Origin of the sequence: Cognatishimia sp. WU-CL00825, from assembly GCF_040364665.1 — a bacterium.
GTDB lineage: Bacteria > Pseudomonadota > Alphaproteobacteria > Rhodobacterales > Rhodobacteraceae > Cognatishimia.
Genome location: NZ_BAABWX010000001.1, coordinates 1107673 through 1125996, shown reverse-complemented (window position 1 = coordinate 1125996; position 18324 = coordinate 1107673). Strand labels below are relative to the sequence as shown.

Sequence of the window (18324 nt, the reverse complement as noted above, 5' to 3'; positions counted from 1 at the left end):
GTCTCCTTACGCCACAATATCCGTCCACAGCTCGCTTTCGGCGGGCAATGGGCTGGTTTTCGCAAATTCGGCGCTTTCATTCACAACCGCTTTGATCTCTTTATCAATGGCTTTCAGATCCTCCTCAGAGGCGTGTTTGCCACTCAACAACATCTCACGCACCCGTTCGATCGGGTCCCGTTCTTCGCGCACCCGCTGCACTTCTTCGCGCGTCCGGTACTTGGCCGGATCAGACATCGAATGGCCGCGATAGCGATAGGTTTTCACCTCTAGAATATATGGCCCGTTGCCTGCACGGCAGTGTGCCACGGCTTTTTGACCGGCTTCCTTCACCGCCAAAACATCCATGCCATCGACAACTTCGCCTTTGATGCCAAAGGCTTCGCCGCGGGTATAGATATCTGGGCTAGAGGTCGAGCGCGCTTGCGACGTGCCCATGGCGTATTGGTTGTTTTCAATCACAAACACCACTGGCAGATCCCAAAGGGCCGCCATATTAAACGTCTCATAGACCTGTCCTTGGTTTGCCGCCCCATCGCCAAAATAGGTGAAGGTCACCCGGCCATTACCTTTGTACTTGTCACCAAAGGCCAGACCGGCCCCAATGGGCACCTGTGCCCCGACAATGCCATGTCCGCCATAGAAATGCTTTTCTTTGCTAAACATATGCATCGAGCCGCCTTTGCCGCCCGAGTAGCCACCTTCACGGCCAGTCAATTCGGCCATCACACCATTTGGATCCATGCCGCAGGCCAACATATGCCCGTGATCGCGATAGGATGTGACACGTTTGTCGCCCTCTTCGGTGGCCGCTTCCAGCCCAACAACAACCGCTTCCTGCCCGATATAAAGATGGCAGAACCCGCCGATCAATCCCATGCCATACAATTGGCCGGCTTTCTCCTCAAAGCGCCGGATCAACAACATTTCCCGATAATATTCTTTAAGTTCGTCACCGCTGACGTTTGGTTTCTTCACAGCTTTCTTCGCAGCCATAAGACACACAACCTCCCCGAGTTTAATTGTTTAGCCTTAAACTATTGTCCAAAGCATGAAACCACGGGGGCCGCCGGTAATCCAGCGCAAAAAACAGGTATTTTTCAGAGAGTTGGTAAGACGCCTTAGCGAATGACCATTTCATCGGCGCGCAACATGCCCAAAACACTGCGGGCCTGTTGGTCCAAAAGATCCAGATCCAGAAAGTCATCTGACAGGCGCTCGGTCAGGTTTTCCATACGCGCCACATCCGATTGCATGGCCGCCAGTTCCACTTGCAAAAGCTGCGCCTCAGCCAAAATCTCCGTCCGACGGAACAAGCCATAATCCCCTTGCACAGCGGCAAAGGTAAAATAGAGAGCCAATGTGAACGCGATGCCAAAAAATAGGATCGGCCCAAATGTCGGACGGGATTTTGTTACTGCCATGTCTGCCTCAAAACGGGGCCTTTGCGACCCTCTACGCAGACTATGCCACAGGCGATTCGCCATGTGAATCCCAAAAATGAATTCTGATTCGTTTTTTTGCCAAAGCCGGCAACTCTGCGCCCTCTGGTATTGTTCTTGACAAAAATACCCCCGCCGGAGGCATCCGACGGGGGCAAATTCAACTTAGTCAAACGAGGGGGCTTACCCCGCGCAGGACGCGTCATAGATTGATTGAATGGTACCGGCGATGGCGTCGTTGAACTCTGCTTCGCTTTGCTGGGCGGACAGGCCTTCGGTCAATGCGCGCGAGAAAGACGCGATGATACCGTTGTTCTGGCACAGCATGTCATTGGCTTGCTCACGAGAATAGCCACCAGACAGCGCCACAACCCGCAGAACCCGTGGATGATCCACAAGCGCCTGATACTGGTTGGCTGTGTTGGGCAATGTCAGTTTCAGCATCACGTTCTGATCGTCGTTCAGCGCATTCAACTGAGCCAGAATTTCGTCGCGCAGAATGTCTTCAGCGGCTGTTTTATCGGCAATGGAAATGGTCACTTCTGGTTCGACAATGGGTGTCAGCCCCTTGGCGATGATCTGTTTTGCCACATCAAATTGCTGGGCCACATTGGCCTTGATGCCCGCCGCATTGGCCGCATCAATCACCGAACGCATTTTGGTGCCAAAAATACCAGCAGCGTTGGCCTTATCAAGCAACGCGTCGAGCTCGGGCATCGGGTTCATCAAACGCACACCGTCCGTGGTGTCAGCCAGCCCTTTGTCGACTTTTAGAAACGGCACAACGCCCCGATCTTCCCACAGAAACGTCGCCGAAGGCTTGCCTGCGATTTCGCTGTCCATGGTTTTTTCAAACAGGATCGCGCCAACAACCTTTTCGCCCGTAAAGGCCGGGGCTTGCGCGATGCGCGCCCGCATTTGGTGGATCAGGCCGAACATTTCATCATCATTGCTATAGGCGTCTTCTGACACGCCATACAGCCCCAATGCCTTTGGTGTAGAGCCACCCGATTGATCTAGGGCCGCCACAAAGCCCTTTCCTGCGCGAATTAGATCAGCTTGTGATTCTTTAGACATACCAGTTCAGCCTTTAAAATAAGGAAGTTTCCGAGAATTTTGATTTATGTTTTGCTTCTAAGCGACCGAAACTCTGCTTGCAATAAAGCTAGCGCTAACAATTGATGTTAGCGCCAAACTTGTGCAAATTCCTGCGCAGATGCGCAGATTGTTTCACTTATTGCTCAAGTGCAGCAACGCCGGGCAGGGTTTTGCCTTCCATCCATTCCAGGAATGCGCCGCCTGCGGTCGAGATATAAGTAAAGCTGTCTGCTGCGCCTGCGCCATTAAGGGCTGCAACCGTATCACCACCCCCGGCGACAGAGACCAAGGCACCAGATTTAGACAGCTCAGCTGCCTTGGCCGCCGCCGCATCGGTGGCCGCGTTAAACGGTTTGATTTCAAAGGCCCCCAAAGGACCATTCCAGATCAAAGTCTTGGCTGTTTCAAACACGCTGACGATTTTCGCAACGGTGTCTGGACCGGCGTCCAAAATCATCTTATCGGCGGGGCAGGCCTCTGCTGCCACGGTTTCATTGGCGGCACCCGCCGCAAATTCTGCGGCCACCACAATGTCGCTGGGCAGGATGATTTCACAATTTGCTGCTTTGGCTTTCTCCAGGATCTCCAGAGCAGTGTCGGTCATGTCATGTTCGCACAGCGATTTGCCTACATTCAGACCCTTGGCCGCCAAAAACGTATTGGCCATGCCGCCGCCAATCACCAGATGATCAACCTTGGCCACCAGATTGCCCAATAGTTCCAGCTTGCTAGACACTTTCGCCCCGCCAACCACAGCCACAACCGGCCGTACTGGCGTCGCCAACGCGCCTTCTAGGGCGGACAATTCGGCCTGCATCAGACGACCGGCACAGGCTGGCATCAATTCGGCAACACCCGTAGTAGAGGCATGCGCCCGGTGCGCCGCAGAAAAGGCGTCGTTACAATAGACATCCCCCAAGGTCGACAAAAACCCCGCCATCTGCGGGTCATTGGCTTCTTCCATGGCGCTAAAGCGGGTGTTTTCGATCAACACAACCGCATCCCCAGGCATGCCAAAAATCTCGTCATGGCTGGGGCGCTCGATGAAGGTCACCTCTGTGCCAAAGGCGTCACTTAGGGCCGGCACCAAAGGTTTCAACGACATCTCGGGCACATGTTTGCCTTTGGGGCGGCCAAAATGCGCCAGCAAAATCGGTGATCCACCCATCGCGAGAATGTCTTTGATGGTGGGCACAATCCGTTCAATCCGCGTGGCGTCGGTGACAACGCCCTTGTCCATCGGCACGTTGATGTCCACACGCACCAAAACGCGTTTGCCCGCCAAATCCATATCGTCCAGAGTTTTCCAAGCCATTTGTCGCTCTCCTGATGCAATTTCTTGCCTAGTTCCTTAAAGCATAGAGGGGGCAGGTCAATGCTGTGCTTGGCTTTCTGGGCCATGATGATTAGTTTGCGCTCAAAGTTTAAGACAGGAGCGCCAAATGGCCGATTACAAAGATCCCGAAAACACCATCTTGATGGAACTCAAAGACGGCACAGTCGTCATTGAACTGCTGCCAGAGGTCGCCCCCGGCCACTCTGAGCGTATGAAAGAACTGGCGCGGTCCGGTGAATACGACAACGTCTGCTTTCACCGCGTGATCGATGGCTTCATGGCGCAAACAGGCGACGTGGCCAACGGCAACATGGAAAAAGACTTCAACCTGCGCTCAGCAGGCACCGGCGGCTCTTCTTTGCCAAACCTCAAAGCCGAGTTCTCTAAACTGCCACATGATCGCGGCACATTGGGCGCAGCCCGTTCGCAGAACCCAGATTCTGCAAACTCACAATTCTTCATCAACTTCAAGGACAACAACTTTCTGAACGGTCAATACACCGTTTATGGCCGTGTTGTGTCCGGCATGGAGCACGTGGATGCCATCGTCAAAGGCGAGCCACCTGCGAACCCAGATCGTATGATCTCTGTGAAAGTGGCTGCTGATGTTGCGTAAACTCGCAATCATCGCATCCCTGGTGGCAAGCCCTGCGCTTGCCACTGGCATCGAGGTGCAGGTCGAAGGCGAGGGGGCCAATGGCACCATCAAAATCGATCTGCTCGAAGATGTCGCGCCATTGCACGCCGAGCGTATCGCAACGCTGGCAGAGCAGGGTGCCTATGACAATATCGTTTTTCACCGGGTGATTGATGGCTTTATGGCCCAAACCGGTGACGTGGAATTTGGCAAGCTTGGCGACGATGTGCGCATGGCGGGACGCGGTGGGTCCGCTTTCCCGGATTTGCCTGCCGAATTTTCTGACACGCCCTATGATCGTGGCGTGGTGGGCATGGCGCGCAGCCAGAACCCAAATTCAGCAAACAGCCAGTTCTTCATCATGTTTGATCAAGGCTATTTCCTGAACGGCCAATATACCGTGGTGGGCCGCGTGACCGAAGGCATGGATATTGTCGATGCCATCAAACGCGGCGCGGGTCAAAATGGCGCGGTTATCGGCCAGCCTGATGTGATGAAAACGGTCACCGTGACCGACTAATAGACTTTGTTTGGATCAGCGCTTGGCTGGTCATTCTTGGTCACATCACCGTGTGTGGGGCTAGTCATGGCCCTGCATTTGAGCCCATGTTGGTCTGGCCCAACACGGAGTGCGCCCCATGCTTTTTCGCAAGACATTAATGGCCGTTGGTCTGTGCCTGACAATGACCACCGCCTCGGCTGACCCAAACTTCTGGCAGCATGAATGGCCGGATACGAATTTCGAAAAAACCTCTGTTGAGAATTGGAAGGAAATCCTGTCGGGTGGTCCGCCCAAAGATGGTATTCCAGCCCTAAGTGATCCCAGTTTTGTACAAGTGGCTGACGAAAGCCGCATCGGTGCGCGCGAACCAGTTATCACCGTAGAGATCGATGGAGAGATCCCACGCGCCTATCCCATTCGCTATCTGACTTGGCATGAAATCGTCAATGACGTGGTTGGTGACACGCCGATTGCGGTGACCTTTTGTCCGTTGTGCAACTCGGGCATCACCTTTGATCGTCGCGTTGCCCAAGGCACGTTGACCTTTGGCGTCTCTGGCAAACTGCGCAACTCGGATATGGTCATGTACGACCGCGAAACCCAAAGCTGGTGGCAGCAGGCCATTGGCCGCGGTATTGTTGGGGATCTGAACGGGGTCAAACTCACGACATTGCCCACTTGGATGGAAAGCTGGGAGGAATTCTCGACCCGCAATCCAGATGGTTTGGTGATGGACGAACCGGGATACAACCGCAGCTATGGCAGCAACCCCTATCGTGGCTATGACACCTCACGCCGGCCATTTCTGTATAACGGCGAAATGCCACCACATGACATTTCTCCCTTGGCACGCGTTGTGCGCGTCGGGGATCGTGCCTGGCCACTTGAACGCCTGCGCAAATCCTCCACCGTCACCGAGGCCGGGGTGACCATTTCATGGGTCGCAGGACAGGCCTCTGCACTGGATGGCGGCAATATCGCCAAATCCCGCGATGTGGGCTCTATTCGTGTCAAAGACGGGCAGGGCAACGACGTGGCCCATGACGTGATGTTTGCCTTTGCCTATCACGCCTTCTGGCCCGACGGCGATTGGATGCTGGGCGACGGTTAAAGTGGCCCGCGCTCACCAAAGCGGCAGTTTCAACTGAACTGGCCTTGGTGGGGGCACCAAGCTGCCAAGCGGAACCCCAAGCACCGTTTGCGCCCGCAACACCACCTCGGCAGCTGCGCGCGCATCTTCACCCGCATCGTGATGCTTGAACTTCAGCCCCAATACCTTTTTTAGATTGGCCAAGCCGTGCCCACCATTGCCGCGCAGTTCCGGCCAGGCGCGCCGCGCAATTGTCACGCTATTTGACCAGGCTAAGTCCGGCAGCTTTAGCGCATGATGCCGACATGCCGCGTCAATCGCTTTCTCGTCAAAGCGGCTGTGCTGTACCAAACCATGGCGCGATAAAAACGGCAGCAGTTGCTCCCAAGCCTGCGCAAAGGTTGGCGCGTTTTGCACTGTCTGCGCTCCAATCCCATGTAAGTCGACGTTAAACGACGCAAACGGCATTTGCGGGTCCACAAATGTAGACCACGTGGCAATTTCTCCTGTGGCGTCAACGCAGCCCAAACCTATCTGGCAAATACTCGCACTATCCCCATTGGCGGTCTCGACATCCAATCCGACAAAGCGAAAGTCGCGATCTGCTTTCGGGCATGGCAGGGGAAGGGCAAAATCAGCAAGCATCCCCCTTGATCAGAGATGCCGCAGCAAAGGTCAACGGCGAAACAGCGACAAATATTTTCCACAGCTAAGTAATTGAATTTGTCGGTTTTTGCGTGAACCGCGTCAGAGGGTCTCAATTTATCGTGTCAAAGATACTTGACTCAGTGTATGTTTATTCATACCTGATGTATGTGTTAATTGACACGGTAACAAGTTTTAACCCCGCCCAGCCATCGTTTCAGGAGGCCAAAGTGACCTATCAAGAACGCAATAACGTTGTGTCCATTCTCTCAAATCTGGCGATCAGCGCCTATATCCTGCTGCGGTTGCTCGACATGAATGCCAGCGGAGAGTTCAACGGGCCCGATGCGGTGAATGTCTGGGCGCGTATGGTGATCTGGGTCATCCCATTGGGTATTCTTGCCACCATCGCCGGAACAATTCTGTTCAACATCGGCTTTGCCATTGTCACCGGCAACCCAAAGCCCAGCTTTGTTGTGGACGAGCGTGACAGGCTGTTTGAGCGGCGCGGCATGATGGCCATAGTGGGCTTTGCCGGGGCAGGGTTTGTATCTGCTGTGATTGCGCTGGCGCTTGGCTATTCAGCCCTAGTGGGTTTCAACATCATCTATTTTGGCATGGCCGCAGGGTCAATGGGGGCCGATCTGGTGAAGTTCTTCAGCTATCGCCGGGGGTATTGATGCATGGGGAAGCTCAAGATCACCAATAATATCAGGCGGCTGCGATTTGACGCCGATGAAATGACCCAAAAGCATCTGGCAGAGCAAGTGGGCGTCACACGTCAAACCATCGTTGCCATCGAAAACGCTAAATATTCGCCAACACTTGAACTGGCGATCCTGATTTCTCGGGTGTTTGATAAGCCTCTGGAAGAGGTTTTTGACATCACCGACGCGCAATAATGTGCCGCACTGACTTTGTAGATCAAGAGTAACGAGAGGATTTGTGATGCTTGTACACCCCACACGTTTCTGGAATGTCATGGCCCGCGGATACGCCCGCCGTCCGGTGGCAAACCCAGAGGCCTATCAAACAAAGCTAGAAACCACCGCTGCGCTTTTAAAGCCCACAGACCGGGTGCTTGAATTTGGCTGTGGCACCGGCACCACCGCGCTGATCCATGCGCCGCGTGTGGCCCATATCGACGCAATAGATTTCTCTTCGGAAATGATTGCCATCGCCCAAGAAAAGGCCAACGCGCAGGACATAACAAATGTCAATTTTGAGATGGCGGCGTTTGAGGACTGGCCCATCCCAATTGCAGGGCAGGGCTATGATGTGGTTCTAGGATTGTCTATTTTGCATCTGGTGACTGATTTGCAGGCCACGCTAAGACACGTGCATAAATCGTTAAAACCCGGAGGCCTATTCTTTTCATCTACGGTGTGTCTGGGTGATACCAGTGGATTTGAGCGCTTTGTGTTTCCGACGCTCAGTGCCATCGGCCTATTGCCAAAGGTTGCACGCCTGACCGGTGCGGGTCTGGAACGCACCATCACCGAACATGGATTTGAGGTTGAACACAGCTGGCGTCCACCAGAAAGTGCAGGCGTTTTCATCGTTGCGCGCAGATCTGAGTGACAAATGCGAAATTTGCGCCTTGGCGAATCGTACGTTTGAGGCCGCGAAACGTACAAATTGTACAAATAACGCAATCTAAAGGAAGCGGTGCGTTGTACAGCAACCGTTTCGCCGCGAAACCTCTGAAACGAAAAAAGGCACCCAATCGGGTGCCTTTGAAATGCTGGTCTAGGCGGTTGCTTATTCAGCAGCCTTCTTTGATTTACCTGACAGCGGGTCATCTTGACGCTGTACAGAACCTTCAAAATGCGCACCGCTTTCAATGGCGATTGTCTTGTGAATGATGTCACCTTCGACGCGCGCGGTTGATGTCAAACGCACCTTCAAACCACGCACGCGGCCTACGATACGACCGTTGATCACAACGTCGTCCGCAACGACTTCACCCTTAATTGTAGCGGTTTCGCCGATGGTCAACAGGTGGGCGCGGATGTCGCCCTCGACTGTGCCTTCAACTTGAATATCGCCTGTTGTCTTCATGTTGCCCTGGATGTGCAGGTCAGCGGATAAGACAGATGCCGGTGGTTTGGCTTTTGGCGCGGTGGACTTCATTTCTGCTCCCTTGGGTGCTGCAGGGATTGCGGCTTCTGGAGCAGCTGGTTTTGCGGACTCTGCGGCCTTTGGGCCGGGCTCGTTGATTTTGCTTTTAGAAAACATCTCTTGCAGCCTTGATAAATTTCATCGGGTTGACGGCTGTCCCATTCACACGCACCTCATAATGCAGATGCGTACCGGTAGACCGTCCGGAATTCCCCATATCACCAATATGATCCCCACGCGAGACCCTTTGGCCAACATTTACGCGGATTTTCGCCAGATGGGCATATCTTGTCTCTATCCCATTGGCATGTTTGATCTTAATCAGGCGTCCATATCCCGACAACCAACCCGCGTGTGCCACCACGCCGTCAGCGGTTGAATAGATATTGGTGCCGGTTGGTCCGGCAAAGTCGGCACCCTTATGCATACGGCCCCAGCGCATCCCAAAGCCGCTGGTAAAGCGCACAGCGCTTTTGACCGGGTTGGCAAAGGGCACGGTTTCTGCGGCAATACGGTACATGTTTAACCGGTCAAGCCCGTTCAAAAGCGCATTGGCGCGTTTGGCATCCGGGGTCAGCTCTCCGCCCGATGTTGATACGGAAATCGGCAACAAGGGGCCACCTTGGCCATTATAGCCGCGCCGCACTTCTTCCAGCAAAGACTTGGTTGATAAACCGGCGGCTTGGAACATTTTCTCAAGCGGCTCGACAGAGACAGTCATCGCATCTTCGAGCTGGCTGAATATCTGATCGTTCTGGGCCTCAAGCAATTTCAGCTCAAGCTCCATATCTTCGGCCTGTTGAACAGCATTTTGGGCGCGGGCAAAAATGTCATCGCGCTCCTGAGCGGTCTCTGCCAATGCGAGGGCAAGCGTCTGAACACCCGTGGCATCCAGATTGCCGTTGAGACTTGATACGCCTGCGCCGTTTTCAGTTGCTTCAAGCGCAGCAATATTTAGACGCGCTGCGTCGCGTTGCTTCATCGTGCGACGCAGCGTGGCCTGAATGACTTCGATACCGGTTTCCAGTTCCCGCCGCCGCGTTTCGGAAGCCAAGAGTTGCGACTGCATTTTGGAAATCTGATCCAAAGCCGCATTAAACCGTCCCTGCGCCGCCAACGCTTCACTGGATCTTGCGTCTCTTTGGTTGGAAATTTCGTTCAGACGCAGCTGATAGGTTTCTTGATCGCGTTTGGCTTGCTCGCGAAAGTTACCGGACCCAATGCTGTCCATCAGCAAAATCGCGGTCGCCACAATGGCCCAGGCCACGATGAAACTGCTGCCTGCAAAGGCTAACAACTGTGTGCTGGGTCTTAGGCGGATGAAACGGGTATCCGTATCAGATCTAAGGAAAAGTCGGCGCTCTGGAAAATAGCGTTCCAGTAGCGCATGAATTTTGATCGCCAGACGTGTTCTCACGGTCGTCCCTTTGTTTCCCCACTGTCACGCCGCTCTTGTCCCCAACGGCGCTGGGTTTCCTTAACGAGACGACATTTAAACGGCAAGTATTTTACCAAGAACTGCCGGTTTCAGCAGCGATTGCGCGGGAAATCGGCGTTTATTTGCCGCCCTTTACCACCTTAGCGGGAATTTTGTCGGCCAAGGGCCAATAGAAGTCTGGCGGCAGTCCTGCGTCAGCACGTTTCTCTTCGTTGAAGGGAGGCTTAAGCGGGCTGTGGAAATACTTGCGCACCAATTCATGAAATACATCTTTGGGATCAAGTTCGTGTCGTCCGCACAAAAAGTGAAACCACTTGGATCCATAAGCAACATGACCCACTTCTTCGGCATAAATGACTTCCAGTGCCTCAACTACGTTTGTCAGCTTGGCACGCTTAAAAACCTCGATCATGCCGGGGGTGACATCAAGGCCACGTGCTTCTAGCACCATTGGTACAACGGCCAAACGCCCCATAAAATCTTCAGCGGTGTCTTCTGCGGCGCGCCACATTCCAGCATGTGCCGGCAATGCGCCATAGAAACTGCCCAGTTCCTCTAGGCAATCGCTAACCAGATTAAAGTGGTTGCTTTCTTCGTCAGCAGCCTTGACCCAATCGTCATAAAACCCGATCGGCATTTTGATATCGGCAAAGCGCGCGATGATATCCCAATGCAGGTCCACCGCGTTCAATTCGATATGCGCGACCGCATGCAGCAGGGCGATTTGTCCCTGCGGGCTTCCGGGACGACGACGCGGCACATCTCGGGGGGACAAAAGATCGGGCTTGTCAGGCCGGGCAGGTTTTTGCGGTGGCGTTGCCAACCCAATTTGCAGGTCTTGGTTGGTGTCACGCGCGGCGAACCACGCCTTGGCGTGGTTGCGTGACAAGGCCGCTTTCTCGCGCCCATCTGCAGTGGTCAGAACCTCGACCGCCATTTCTGCCAAGGTGATCATTTTGCCACCGCTTTAGCGGCTTCCAACACTTCTTGAATGTGTCCGGGAACTTTTACCTTGCGCCAAATTTGAGCAATTTTCCCGGCTCCATCAATCAAAAATGTCGTCCGTTCTATGCCCATAAAGGTCTTGCCGTACATCTTTTTTTCTTTCCAAACCCCATAGACCTCGCAGACATCGCTGTCTTCATCTGACAAAAGCGGCACGGTCAAAGAGTGCTTGTCCCGAAACTTGGCGTGGCTTGTTAGACTGTCTTTGGATAGGCCAAAAACCTTGGTGTTGAGTGTGGCAAAGTCAGAAAGCGCAGCGCTAAAATCAATGGATTCAACTGTGCATCCTTTGGTGCTATCACGCGGATAGAAAAACAGCACAACGGCATTGGGCTTTTGTGCCGACAATGAAATTGCATTGCCGTCGGTTTCAGGGAGCGAAAAATCGGGCGCGATGTCGCCTATGTTAAGCATGACAACTCCTTGGGGTTTTTATGCTCTGCCTATATGGTAGGAGAAGCTGCGGAACAAGAAACCTCTGATTTTGGTCAAACCCATCCACCTATGACTAATCCCAATCCAAAACCAAAATTAAAACGTCGCTACAAAGCGGTGCTTTGGTCTTTTGGATTGCTAACTTTTATTGCTATTTCGCTTGCCGCGGGCGGCTACTATGCCATCGGGCGCACAATACATGCCCCTCAGTGGGTCAAAGATCTTGCGATCACTCAGTTTTCCAAGGCCTTGCCAGAGGCAACACTTTCCTTTGATAATCTGACGATTTTGATTGAAAAAAACTGGCATCCGCAAATCCGACTAGAGCGTGTGGTGATTGCCCCCAACAACAGCGATACATCGATTGCGTTTTCAGAGGTTGAAACATCTCTGTCCTATCGGCGCTTACTTAAACGCCAAGTTGCGCCCAGAGAGATTTTTGTCACGGGTGTATTTTTAAAAGCGCGGCGAGCTTTGGATGGCACAGTGAATATCGCAGTTCAGGGGCAGGGTGTGTCTGAAAGCGCTTCGGACGAGGGCACAAGTATTGATCAAGTGGTGAAGCAGATCGATGATTGGCTGAGCCTGCCACAATTTGAGCGACTGACATCGGTTCAAGTTGACGGCATTACCATTCAGTTTGATGATTTGCGCGCCGATCGCGCCTGGACCATCGATGGTGGACATATGGCGCTTGAACGTGCCGGGGATCAACTGCGTCTATCTTCAAGTTTTTCGTTGCTTGGGGGGCGCGATTATGTGTCGTCACTGGAGTTTAATTACCAAAGTCAAATCGGCTCGTTGGCGGCGCAATTTGGCGTCAATGTGGAAGACGTGGCCGCCGAAGATATCGCGTCACAATCTCCCGGTTTGGCGTGGCTTGATATTCTGCGTGCACCGATCTCGGGTGCGATGCGTGTCGCCATTAGTGAAACCGGAACCCTTGGCCCGTTGAATGCGACGCTACAGATTGCAGAGGGTGTTTTGCAGCCGCGGGATACAGTGCGCCCAATTCCATTTGAATCTGCTCGTAGCTATTTTACGTATATTCCCGAAACCAACACCCTGCGGTTCGACGAATTGTCTTTGGTCAGCGCATGGGGCACAGCTCGTGCCGAGGGAAAAGCGCATTTACTGAATTCTGACAACGGTTTACCGGACGCAATGCTTGCACAATTTCAGTTCACAGAAGTGAAGGGCAACCCTGCTGAGTTATTTGATGCGCCAATCGAGCTGGATAAAATTCAAGGTGATTTTCGACTGAATTTGGATCCTTTCAAATTGGATATCGGAGAGCTCTTTATTCAGGATCAAGGGCAAGCGCTTGTTATAGATGGGGTTTTGTCGGCCACCGAAGACGATTGGGATGTTGCTTTGAATGGCCATATGAATGGCTTGGATGCGCGTCGTGTCGTTGAATGGTGGCCTGAACGTGCCAAGCCAAAGACGCGTAAATGGGTGGATGAAAACATCCATGCGGGCAAATTAAGCGACATAAATCTTGCGCTTCGCTCACGCCCTGGTGCCAAGCCCGATGTCTATCTTGATTTTGAGTTTTCGGAGGCAAATGTCCGATATGTGAAAACTTTGCCGAATGTTGAAGGTGGAAAAGGGCAGTTTGTATGGGTAAAGGATAGGCTTGTCGTTCAGGCGGTCGAAGGATTTGTGCGCCCAGAGCTTGGTGGGCCCCTTGATATCGCAGGGACAGCATTCGTTATTCCAGATACCCGCATTAAAAAGCCCCCGGCAGAGGTTTATTTGGAATCCCAAAGTACGATCACCGCAGCGCTCAGCCTGTTGGATTACCCGCCGTTCAATTATTTGACCAAAGCTGACTTGCCGGTTGATTTCGCAGATGGCGTAGCGCAGGTGTCAGCCGGCATCAAATTGGCTCTGGTGAAGAACCTAAAGCCCAATGATGTCGATTTTCAAGCGCAGGCTTTGCTGTCTGAAGTGGTGACAGATCATTTTGTCCCTGGCAAAGAAATTGCCTCAGAATCCTTGGTTGTCCAAGCCTCCAACACGGATATTTCCGTCGGGGGCAAAGGAAAGGTGGGAGCGGTCCCATTTGAGGCCACATGGAGCAGCGCGCTTGGCCAAACTCAGGATGTCAAAAGCAGTGTGCGTGGCGAAATCGAAATTGGCGAGCGCTTCATCCAAGAGTTTAAAGTTGGTTTGCCTTCGGACTTGGTCACGGGGCGTTCTGTTGGCGTGTTTGAAATTGACTTAATCAGAGGGATGCCCCCGCGTTTCGCGGTTACGTCTGATACCGTTGGGCTAGCTTTGGCTGTTCCACCGCTTGGCTGGAAAAAAGCCGCTGACCAATCGGGCCAGTTACAAATCGAAGGGACAATGGGCAAACCAGTGTCGCTGGATAGCATCGTACTTTCTGCTCCGGGCTTAACGGCGAAAGGTGCGGTCTCGGTTGGTGAAAAAGGTGGCTTAAAACTGGCGCGGTTTGATAAAGTAAAGCTTGGCTCGTGGTTTGAGGGTTCGGTGGATTTGGTGGGCCGCGGCGCAGGGCGCAATGCAGAGGTGCGTTTGCAGGGGGGGCATCTGAAACTGGCTGATATGCCAACAGGTCGTGCATCTGGTGGGTCACTCTCTGGTCCAGGCGACACACCTATTCTGGCCAAGCTAAATCGGCTGACGATTTCAGATGGTATAGATCTTACGAATTTTGACGGGGCTTTTTCGACCACCGGCGGTTTTAACGGCAAGTTTTCAGCGCGGGTCAACGGTGATGCTGTGGTAACTGGTGTTGTTGTGCCTCAGGCTGGCCGTAATGCGGTGCGTATTCAATCTGGCGATGCAGGAGGCGTGTTTCGCGCTGCAGGCGTGTTGCGACAGGTCTATGGTGGCGCATTGGACCTAACTTTGCGCCCGGTTTCCGCGGATGGCCAATATGACGGACGCTTGTTGGTGAAAGACGTGCGGGTCAAAGATGCGCCTGCGATGGCCGAATTACTGAACGCAGTCAGTGTCGTTGGGCTTTTAGAACAACTGGGCGGAGAGGGCATCGCTTTTAACGATGTTGAAGCCTTGTTTCGACTGTCGCCAAGCGGCATCACGCTGACCGAAGGCAGCGCTGTTGGAACATCGATGGGTCTGTCGATGGACGGCGTCTATTCGTTTGCGAACAAAGCATTGGATATGCAGGGGGTTATTTCGCCGGTTTACTTGTTGAATGTGGTCGGACGACCGGTTGCGCGCAAAGGCGAAGGCTTGTTTGGATTCAATTATCGGTTAGGGGGAACAAGTGATGCCCCTAAAGTCAGTGTAAACCCATTGTCTGTCTTGACGCCGGGCATATTACGCGACATTTTCCGCCGCCCGCGTCAGACGCCAAACGACTCGGTCCCAAAGTGAGAATTGAGTTCAGGAAGGTGCCGCCATGCAGTTGTCAGATTTTGATTTTGAACTGCCAGAGAGATTGATCGCGACGCGTCCAGCATCGCCCAGATCGTCAGCGCGGCTGTTGGTTGCCCAGCAAGACAAGGTGACGGACGCACATGTGTTTGACTTGCCGTCCTATTTTCGTCCGGGCGATCGTTTGGTTCTGAATGACACCAAAGTCATTCCCGCACGTTTGACAGGTTATCGTACCCGTCATAGCGCACAAGGTGAGACCAGGGCCAAAATAGAGGTCACGCTGCTTGAACCCAAATCGGATGGACAATGGTCTGCGCTGATCAAACCGCTTAAGAAAGTGGCCGAAGGTGACGTGATTGTATTCCCTGCGGGGCTTTCGGCGACATTGAAGCAAAAAGTAGATGGCCAAGGCCTAGTGGAGTTTGATGCATCAGGTAGCGCATTCGAAGAGGCGCTGGCCCAGGCTGGCGCGATGCCATTGCCGCCCTACATTGCCGCAAAGCGCGCGGCCGACGAACAGGATAAAACCGATTATCAAACAGTATTTGCACGTCATTCAGGCGCTGTGGCTGCGCCAACGGCGTCTCTGCATTTTGACGAAGCATTGCTGCAAGCCCTGGCAGATCGTGGGGTGTCATTTACTCATGTTACATTGCATGTGGGGGCAGGTACGTTTTTACCGGTTAAAGTTGACGATGTGACCACGCATAAAATGCATGCTGAATGGGGCAGGGTTAGCACCCAAGCTGCACAAGAAATTGCAGAAACAAAATCAAATGGCGGGCGGGTTATTCCTGTTGGCACAACAGCTTTGCGTTTGATCGAAAGCGCTGCGGCCTCTGGTCAGATAGGGGCATGGGAAGGCGAAACCGATATTTTTATCTATCCCGGTTTCAAATTCCATGTCGCTGATGCCTTGATGACAAATTTTCACCTACCCAAATCGACCCTTATGATGCTGGTGTCGGCTTTGATGGGCTATGATCGGATGCGCGCCATCTATGATCATGCAATTGCGTCGGACTATCGGTTCTTCTCATACGGTGATTCCTCGCTGTTAATTCCATAGTCCAAAAAAGACACGGTTTTTCAAAAGTTTGTCGCGTTTGAGCAAGGCGCGTTTTTATTGGCGTGCTTTGCTCAATCTACTTGATAAAGGATTCTACGATGGGTCAGCTAATTTCCGGCTCTTGGGCCTTATTGCTAGGTATCATGCTCTTAATGGTCGGCAACGGTGTGCAGGGTACCTTGTTGGGTATTCGTGGACAGATCGAAGGCTTTTCGACTTATGAGATGTCCTTTGTCATGTCTGCATATTTTGTAGGCTTTTTGGGTGGTTCTAAAATGGCCCCTGAAATGATCCGGCGGGTTGGGCATGTGCGTGTGTTTGCGGCACTTGGGTCCTTTATCTCTGCGGTTCTTGTGCTTTACCCAACCGTGGCGAACCCGTGGGTATGGGTTCTCGCGCGTATTCTGATCGGCTTTTGTTTTTCGGGCGTATATGTCACCGCCGAAAGCTGGCTGAACAATTCCGTTACAAACGAAAACCGCGGCAAAGCGCTGTCGCTGTACATGTTTGTTCAGATTGTTGGGATTATCGCAGCCCAAGCGCTTTTGGTTGTCGGGGATCCCTCTGGTTATGTGTTGTTTGTCATTCCCTCCATACTGGTTTCCATCTCATTTGCGCCAATCCTGCTTTCGGTCTCACCAACGCCGGCATTTGGATCAGCAAAACCGATGAAAATGCGGGATCTTTGGGGCGTATCCAATCTGGGCTTTGTCGGAATCTTTTTGTTGGGCGGTATGTTTTCGGCACAGTTCGGCATGTCAGCGGTTTTCGGCACTGAAGCCGGCTTAAGCATCACGCAGATTTCCCTGTTTGTGTCAGCCTTTTATGTGGGTGCGTTGGTGTGTCAGATCCCAATTGGCTGGCTGTCTGATCGTATGGACCGCCGTCAGTTGATTTTGGTGGTATCAGCTCTTGCCGTTGTAGGCGCAACTGTAGGTGCTGTTATGTCAGACAGTTTTGTGGCGCTATTGGTTGCAGCGGCAATCATTGGCGGCACAAGCAACCCGCTGTATTCGTTGCTGCTTGCACATACCAATGATCATGTTGGACAAGAGGATATGGCTGCGACATCCGGCGCTTTGGTTTTTGTAAATGGCTTGGGGGCCATTTCAGGGCCGGTGGTGACCGGTTGGCTTATGACCACCTTTGGTGCATCGGCCTATTTCTATGTCATGGTCTTTCTGATGGTAATCATGTGCCTTTATACGGCGCATCGTATGACAAAACGCGAAGCCATCTCGGTAGAAGAATCAGGTGGATATGCGCCAATTTCGCCAACCTCCTCTCCCGTTGCGGTTGAGTTCGCGCAAGAATATTCTCAAATGTCAGGCAATGAGGACGAAGATACCGCTAACGAGAGATAAATGTCGGATTTGTCGCAATTTTTTACTTTCCCTCAGGGGCTTACCATGCGTAACATTTTTGTAATGGTGGGGGCATCTTTAAAGGGGAGACAATCCGATGTCAGGGCCTGAGGAAATTCTAAGTTTTTGGCTGGATGAGGTTGAACCTCGTCAGTGGTATGTTGGAAGTGACGAACTAGATCAGAAAATTCGTGATAAATTTGAAACAACTTGGCACAAGGCTGTTGGTGGTGGTCTTGGGCAATGGCTGACTTATGCCAGTGGCGCATTGGCCTATATTGTTTTGCTAGACCAGTTCTCGCGCAATATGTTTCGCGACAGTGGCAAGGCCTTCGCAGCGGATCGCATGGCGCTTTGTGCCGCAAAAACTGCCATCCATAATGGCTGGGATATGCGGATCGATGAACCCGCGCGCATGTTCTTTTATATGCCGCTAATGCACTCAGAAAACCTCTGTGATCAAGACCGCTGTGTGCGTTTGATCAAAGAGCGTTTGCCGCATGGCGCAGATGCTCAATTGTTGCATGCACGTGCGCATCGCGAAGTGATCCGTCAATTTGGCAGGTTTCCATATCGCAATGCCGTTTTGGAACGCAAATCGACCACTCCTGAAAGCGCTTATGTCGCCGAAGGTGGGTACGGAAGTACAGTGCGCGTGTTGCAAGGCGAAGCGGCTTAGTCCCTCCAAGCAAATTCTGCAAAGTACCCGTGCCTCGGCGCGGGTTTTTTGCTGTTCAGCCACCTTGAGATCGAAAAGCTGATTGCACTTC

Annotated in this window: 19 protein-coding genes; 10 read left to right on the top strand and 9 right to left on the bottom strand. The window is 52.8% G+C overall.

Annotated features, from left to right (window positions below):
• Positions 1 to 6: 6 nt before the first annotated feature.
• The 4 genes from pdhA to ABXG94_RS05535 all read right to left on the bottom strand — a co-directional run bounded on the left by pdhA (position 7) and on the right by ABXG94_RS05535 (position 3855).
• A complete protein-coding gene (gene pdhA / locus ABXG94_RS05550) occupies positions 7 to 996 on the bottom strand; it encodes a pyruvate dehydrogenase (acetyl-transferring) E1 component subunit alpha (RefSeq protein ID WP_353532811.1) in 990 nt (329 codons plus the stop codon).
• Positions 997 to 1121: 125 nt separating this feature from the next.
• Positions 1122 to 1424, bottom strand: a complete 303-nt coding sequence (locus ABXG94_RS05545; RefSeq protein ID WP_353532810.1) for an FtsB family cell division protein — start codon at positions 1422 to 1424, stop codon at positions 1122 to 1124.
• 201 nt (positions 1425 to 1625) lie between these two features.
• Positions 1626 to 2519: a fructose bisphosphate aldolase gene (locus tag ABXG94_RS05540; RefSeq protein WP_353532809.1), complete on the bottom strand. Its 894-nt coding sequence runs from the start codon at positions 2517 to 2519 to the stop codon at positions 1626 to 1628.
• Between the two features lie 157 nt (positions 2520 to 2676).
• A complete protein-coding gene (locus ABXG94_RS05535) occupies positions 2677 to 3855 on the bottom strand; it encodes a phosphoglycerate kinase (protein ID WP_353532808.1) in 1179 nt (392 codons plus the stop codon).
• Between the two features lie 127 nt (positions 3856 to 3982).
• On the opposite strand from ABXG94_RS05535, the gene ABXG94_RS05530 reads away from it, so the two are divergent.
• The 3 genes from ABXG94_RS05530 to ABXG94_RS05520 all read left to right on the top strand — a co-directional run bounded on the left by ABXG94_RS05530 (position 3983) and on the right by ABXG94_RS05520 (position 6126).
• Positions 3983 to 4492, top strand: a complete 510-nt coding sequence (locus ABXG94_RS05530) for a peptidylprolyl isomerase (protein WP_353532807.1) — start codon at positions 3983 to 3985, stop codon at positions 4490 to 4492.
• The gene (locus ABXG94_RS05525) at positions 4482 to 5033 is read left to right on the top strand and encodes a peptidylprolyl isomerase (RefSeq protein ID WP_353532806.1); all 552 of its coding nucleotides are present in this window, start codon (positions 4482 to 4484) and stop codon (positions 5031 to 5033) included. Before ABXG94_RS05530 ends, ABXG94_RS05525 begins: the two co-directional genes overlap by 11 nt.
• Positions 5034 to 5151: 118 nt before the next feature.
• On the top strand, positions 5152 to 6126 hold the full coding sequence (locus ABXG94_RS05520) for a DUF3179 domain-containing protein (RefSeq protein WP_353532805.1): 975 nt from the start codon (positions 5152 to 5154) through the stop codon (positions 6124 to 6126).
• Between the two features lie 12 nt (positions 6127 to 6138).
• On the opposite strand, the gene ABXG94_RS05515 is transcribed toward ABXG94_RS05520, so the two are convergent.
• Complete coding sequence (locus ABXG94_RS05515; protein ID WP_353532804.1) at positions 6139 to 6750, bottom strand: 3'-5' exonuclease; 612 nt, start codon at positions 6748 to 6750, stop codon at positions 6139 to 6141.
• A gap of 230 nt (positions 6751 to 6980) precedes the next feature.
• On the opposite strand from ABXG94_RS05515, the gene ABXG94_RS05510 reads away from it, so the two are divergent.
• The 3 genes from ABXG94_RS05510 to ABXG94_RS05500 are packed head-to-tail and all read left to right on the top strand — an operon-like array spanning position 6981 to position 8331.
• Positions 6981 to 7430 carry a hypothetical protein gene (locus tag ABXG94_RS05510; RefSeq protein WP_353532803.1) on the top strand — a complete coding sequence of 150 codons (450 nt, stop codon included), beginning with the start codon at positions 6981 to 6983 and terminating at the stop codon, positions 7428 to 7430.
• A gap of 3 nt (positions 7431 to 7433) precedes the next feature.
• Entirely contained in the window at positions 7434 to 7652 is a 219-nt protein-coding gene (locus ABXG94_RS05505) for a helix-turn-helix transcriptional regulator (RefSeq protein WP_353532801.1), read from the top strand.
• Between the two features lie 46 nt (positions 7653 to 7698).
• Entirely contained in the window at positions 7699 to 8331 is a 633-nt protein-coding gene (locus tag ABXG94_RS05500; RefSeq protein WP_353532800.1) for a class I SAM-dependent methyltransferase, read from the top strand.
• A 180-nt stretch (positions 8332 to 8511) separates the two neighbouring features.
• Here the strand turns inward: ABXG94_RS05500 and ABXG94_RS05495 are convergent, their stop codons facing one another.
• From ABXG94_RS05495 to bcp, 4 genes are all read right to left on the bottom strand, one after another.
• Positions 8512 to 8988: a bactofilin family protein gene (locus ABXG94_RS05495; RefSeq protein WP_353532799.1), complete on the bottom strand. Its 477-nt coding sequence runs from the start codon at positions 8986 to 8988 to the stop codon at positions 8512 to 8514.
• Positions 8978 to 10288 carry a DUF5930 domain-containing protein gene (locus ABXG94_RS05490; protein ID WP_353532798.1) on the bottom strand — a complete coding sequence of 437 codons (1311 nt, stop codon included), beginning with the start codon at positions 10286 to 10288 and terminating at the stop codon, positions 8978 to 8980. Before ABXG94_RS05490 ends, ABXG94_RS05495 begins: the two co-directional genes overlap by 11 nt.
• Positions 10289 to 10427: 139 nt before the next feature.
• Entirely contained in the window at positions 10428 to 11264 is an 837-nt protein-coding gene (locus ABXG94_RS05485; protein WP_353532797.1) for a ferritin-like domain-containing protein, read from the bottom strand.
• Positions 11261 to 11728, bottom strand: a complete 468-nt coding sequence (bcp, locus tag ABXG94_RS05480) for a thioredoxin-dependent thiol peroxidase (protein WP_353532796.1) — start codon at positions 11726 to 11728, stop codon at positions 11261 to 11263. Before bcp ends, ABXG94_RS05485 begins: the two co-directional genes overlap by 4 nt.
• A 33-nt stretch (positions 11729 to 11761) precedes the next feature.
• Here bcp and ABXG94_RS05475 point away from each other — a divergent pair, with 33 nt between their 5' ends.
• The 4 genes from ABXG94_RS05475 to ABXG94_RS05460 all read left to right on the top strand — a co-directional run bounded on the left by ABXG94_RS05475 (position 11762) and on the right by ABXG94_RS05460 (position 18233).
• Positions 11762 to 15118: an AsmA-like C-terminal region-containing protein gene (locus ABXG94_RS05475; RefSeq protein WP_353532795.1), complete on the top strand. Its 3357-nt coding sequence runs from the start codon at positions 11762 to 11764 to the stop codon at positions 15116 to 15118.
• Positions 15119 to 15143: 25 nt separating this feature from the next.
• A complete protein-coding gene (gene queA, locus ABXG94_RS05470; RefSeq protein WP_353532794.1) occupies positions 15144 to 16190 on the top strand; it encodes a tRNA preQ1(34) S-adenosylmethionine ribosyltransferase-isomerase QueA in 1047 nt (348 codons plus the stop codon).
• Between the two features lie 98 nt (positions 16191 to 16288).
• A complete protein-coding gene (locus tag ABXG94_RS05465) occupies positions 16289 to 17554 on the top strand; it encodes an MFS transporter (RefSeq protein ID WP_353532793.1) in 1266 nt (421 codons plus the stop codon).
• Between the two features lie 97 nt (positions 17555 to 17651).
• Entirely contained in the window at positions 17652 to 18233 is a 582-nt protein-coding gene (locus ABXG94_RS05460; RefSeq protein ID WP_353532792.1) for a DUF924 family protein, read from the top strand.
• Positions 18234 to 18324: the final 91 nt, after the last annotated feature.

Coding starts and splice junctions, on each gene's coding strand:
- ABXG94_RS05505 (WP_353532801.1), top strand. CDS start 7,434: ATGGGGAAGCTCAAGATCACCAATAATATCAGGCGGCTGCGATTTGAC.
- ABXG94_RS05515 (WP_353532804.1), bottom strand. CDS start 6,750: ATGCTTGCTGATTTTGCCCTTCCCCTGCCATGCCCGAAAGCAGATCGC.
- bcp (WP_353532796.1), bottom strand. CDS start 11,728: ATGCTTAACATAGGCGACATCGCGCCCGATTTTTCGCTCCCTGAAACC.
- ABXG94_RS05535 (WP_353532808.1), bottom strand. CDS start 3,855: ATGGCTTGGAAAACTCTGGACGATATGGATTTGGCGGGCAAACGCGTT.
- ABXG94_RS05475 (WP_353532795.1), top strand. CDS start 11,762: ATGGTAGGAGAAGCTGCGGAACAAGAAACCTCTGATTTTGGTCAAACC.
- ABXG94_RS05525 (WP_353532806.1), top strand. CDS start 4,482: ATGTTGCGTAAACTCGCAATCATCGCATCCCTGGTGGCAAGCCCTGCG.
- ABXG94_RS05500 (WP_353532800.1), top strand. CDS start 7,699: ATGCTTGTACACCCCACACGTTTCTGGAATGTCATGGCCCGCGGATAC.
- ABXG94_RS05495 (WP_353532799.1), bottom strand. CDS start 8,988: ATGTTTTCTAAAAGCAAAATCAACGAGCCCGGCCCAAAGGCCGCAGAG.
- ABXG94_RS05540 (WP_353532809.1), bottom strand. CDS start 2,519: ATGTCTAAAGAATCACAAGCTGATCTAATTCGCGCAGGAAAGGGCTTT.
- ABXG94_RS05520 (WP_353532805.1), top strand. CDS start 5,152: ATGCTTTTTCGCAAGACATTAATGGCCGTTGGTCTGTGCCTGACAATG.
- ABXG94_RS05460 (WP_353532792.1), top strand. CDS start 17,652: ATGTCAGGGCCTGAGGAAATTCTAAGTTTTTGGCTGGATGAGGTTGAA.
- ABXG94_RS05485 (WP_353532797.1), bottom strand. CDS start 11,264: ATGATCACCTTGGCAGAAATGGCGGTCGAGGTTCTGACCACTGCAGAT.
- ABXG94_RS05465 (WP_353532793.1), top strand. CDS start 16,289: ATGGGTCAGCTAATTTCCGGCTCTTGGGCCTTATTGCTAGGTATCATG.
- ABXG94_RS05545 (WP_353532810.1), bottom strand. CDS start 1,424: ATGGCAGTAACAAAATCCCGTCCGACATTTGGGCCGATCCTATTTTTT.
- queA (WP_353532794.1), top strand. CDS start 15,144: ATGCAGTTGTCAGATTTTGATTTTGAACTGCCAGAGAGATTGATCGCG.
- ABXG94_RS05530 (WP_353532807.1), top strand. CDS start 3,983: ATGGCCGATTACAAAGATCCCGAAAACACCATCTTGATGGAACTCAAA.
- pdhA (WP_353532811.1), bottom strand. CDS start 996: ATGGCTGCGAAGAAAGCTGTGAAGAAACCAAACGTCAGCGGTGACGAA.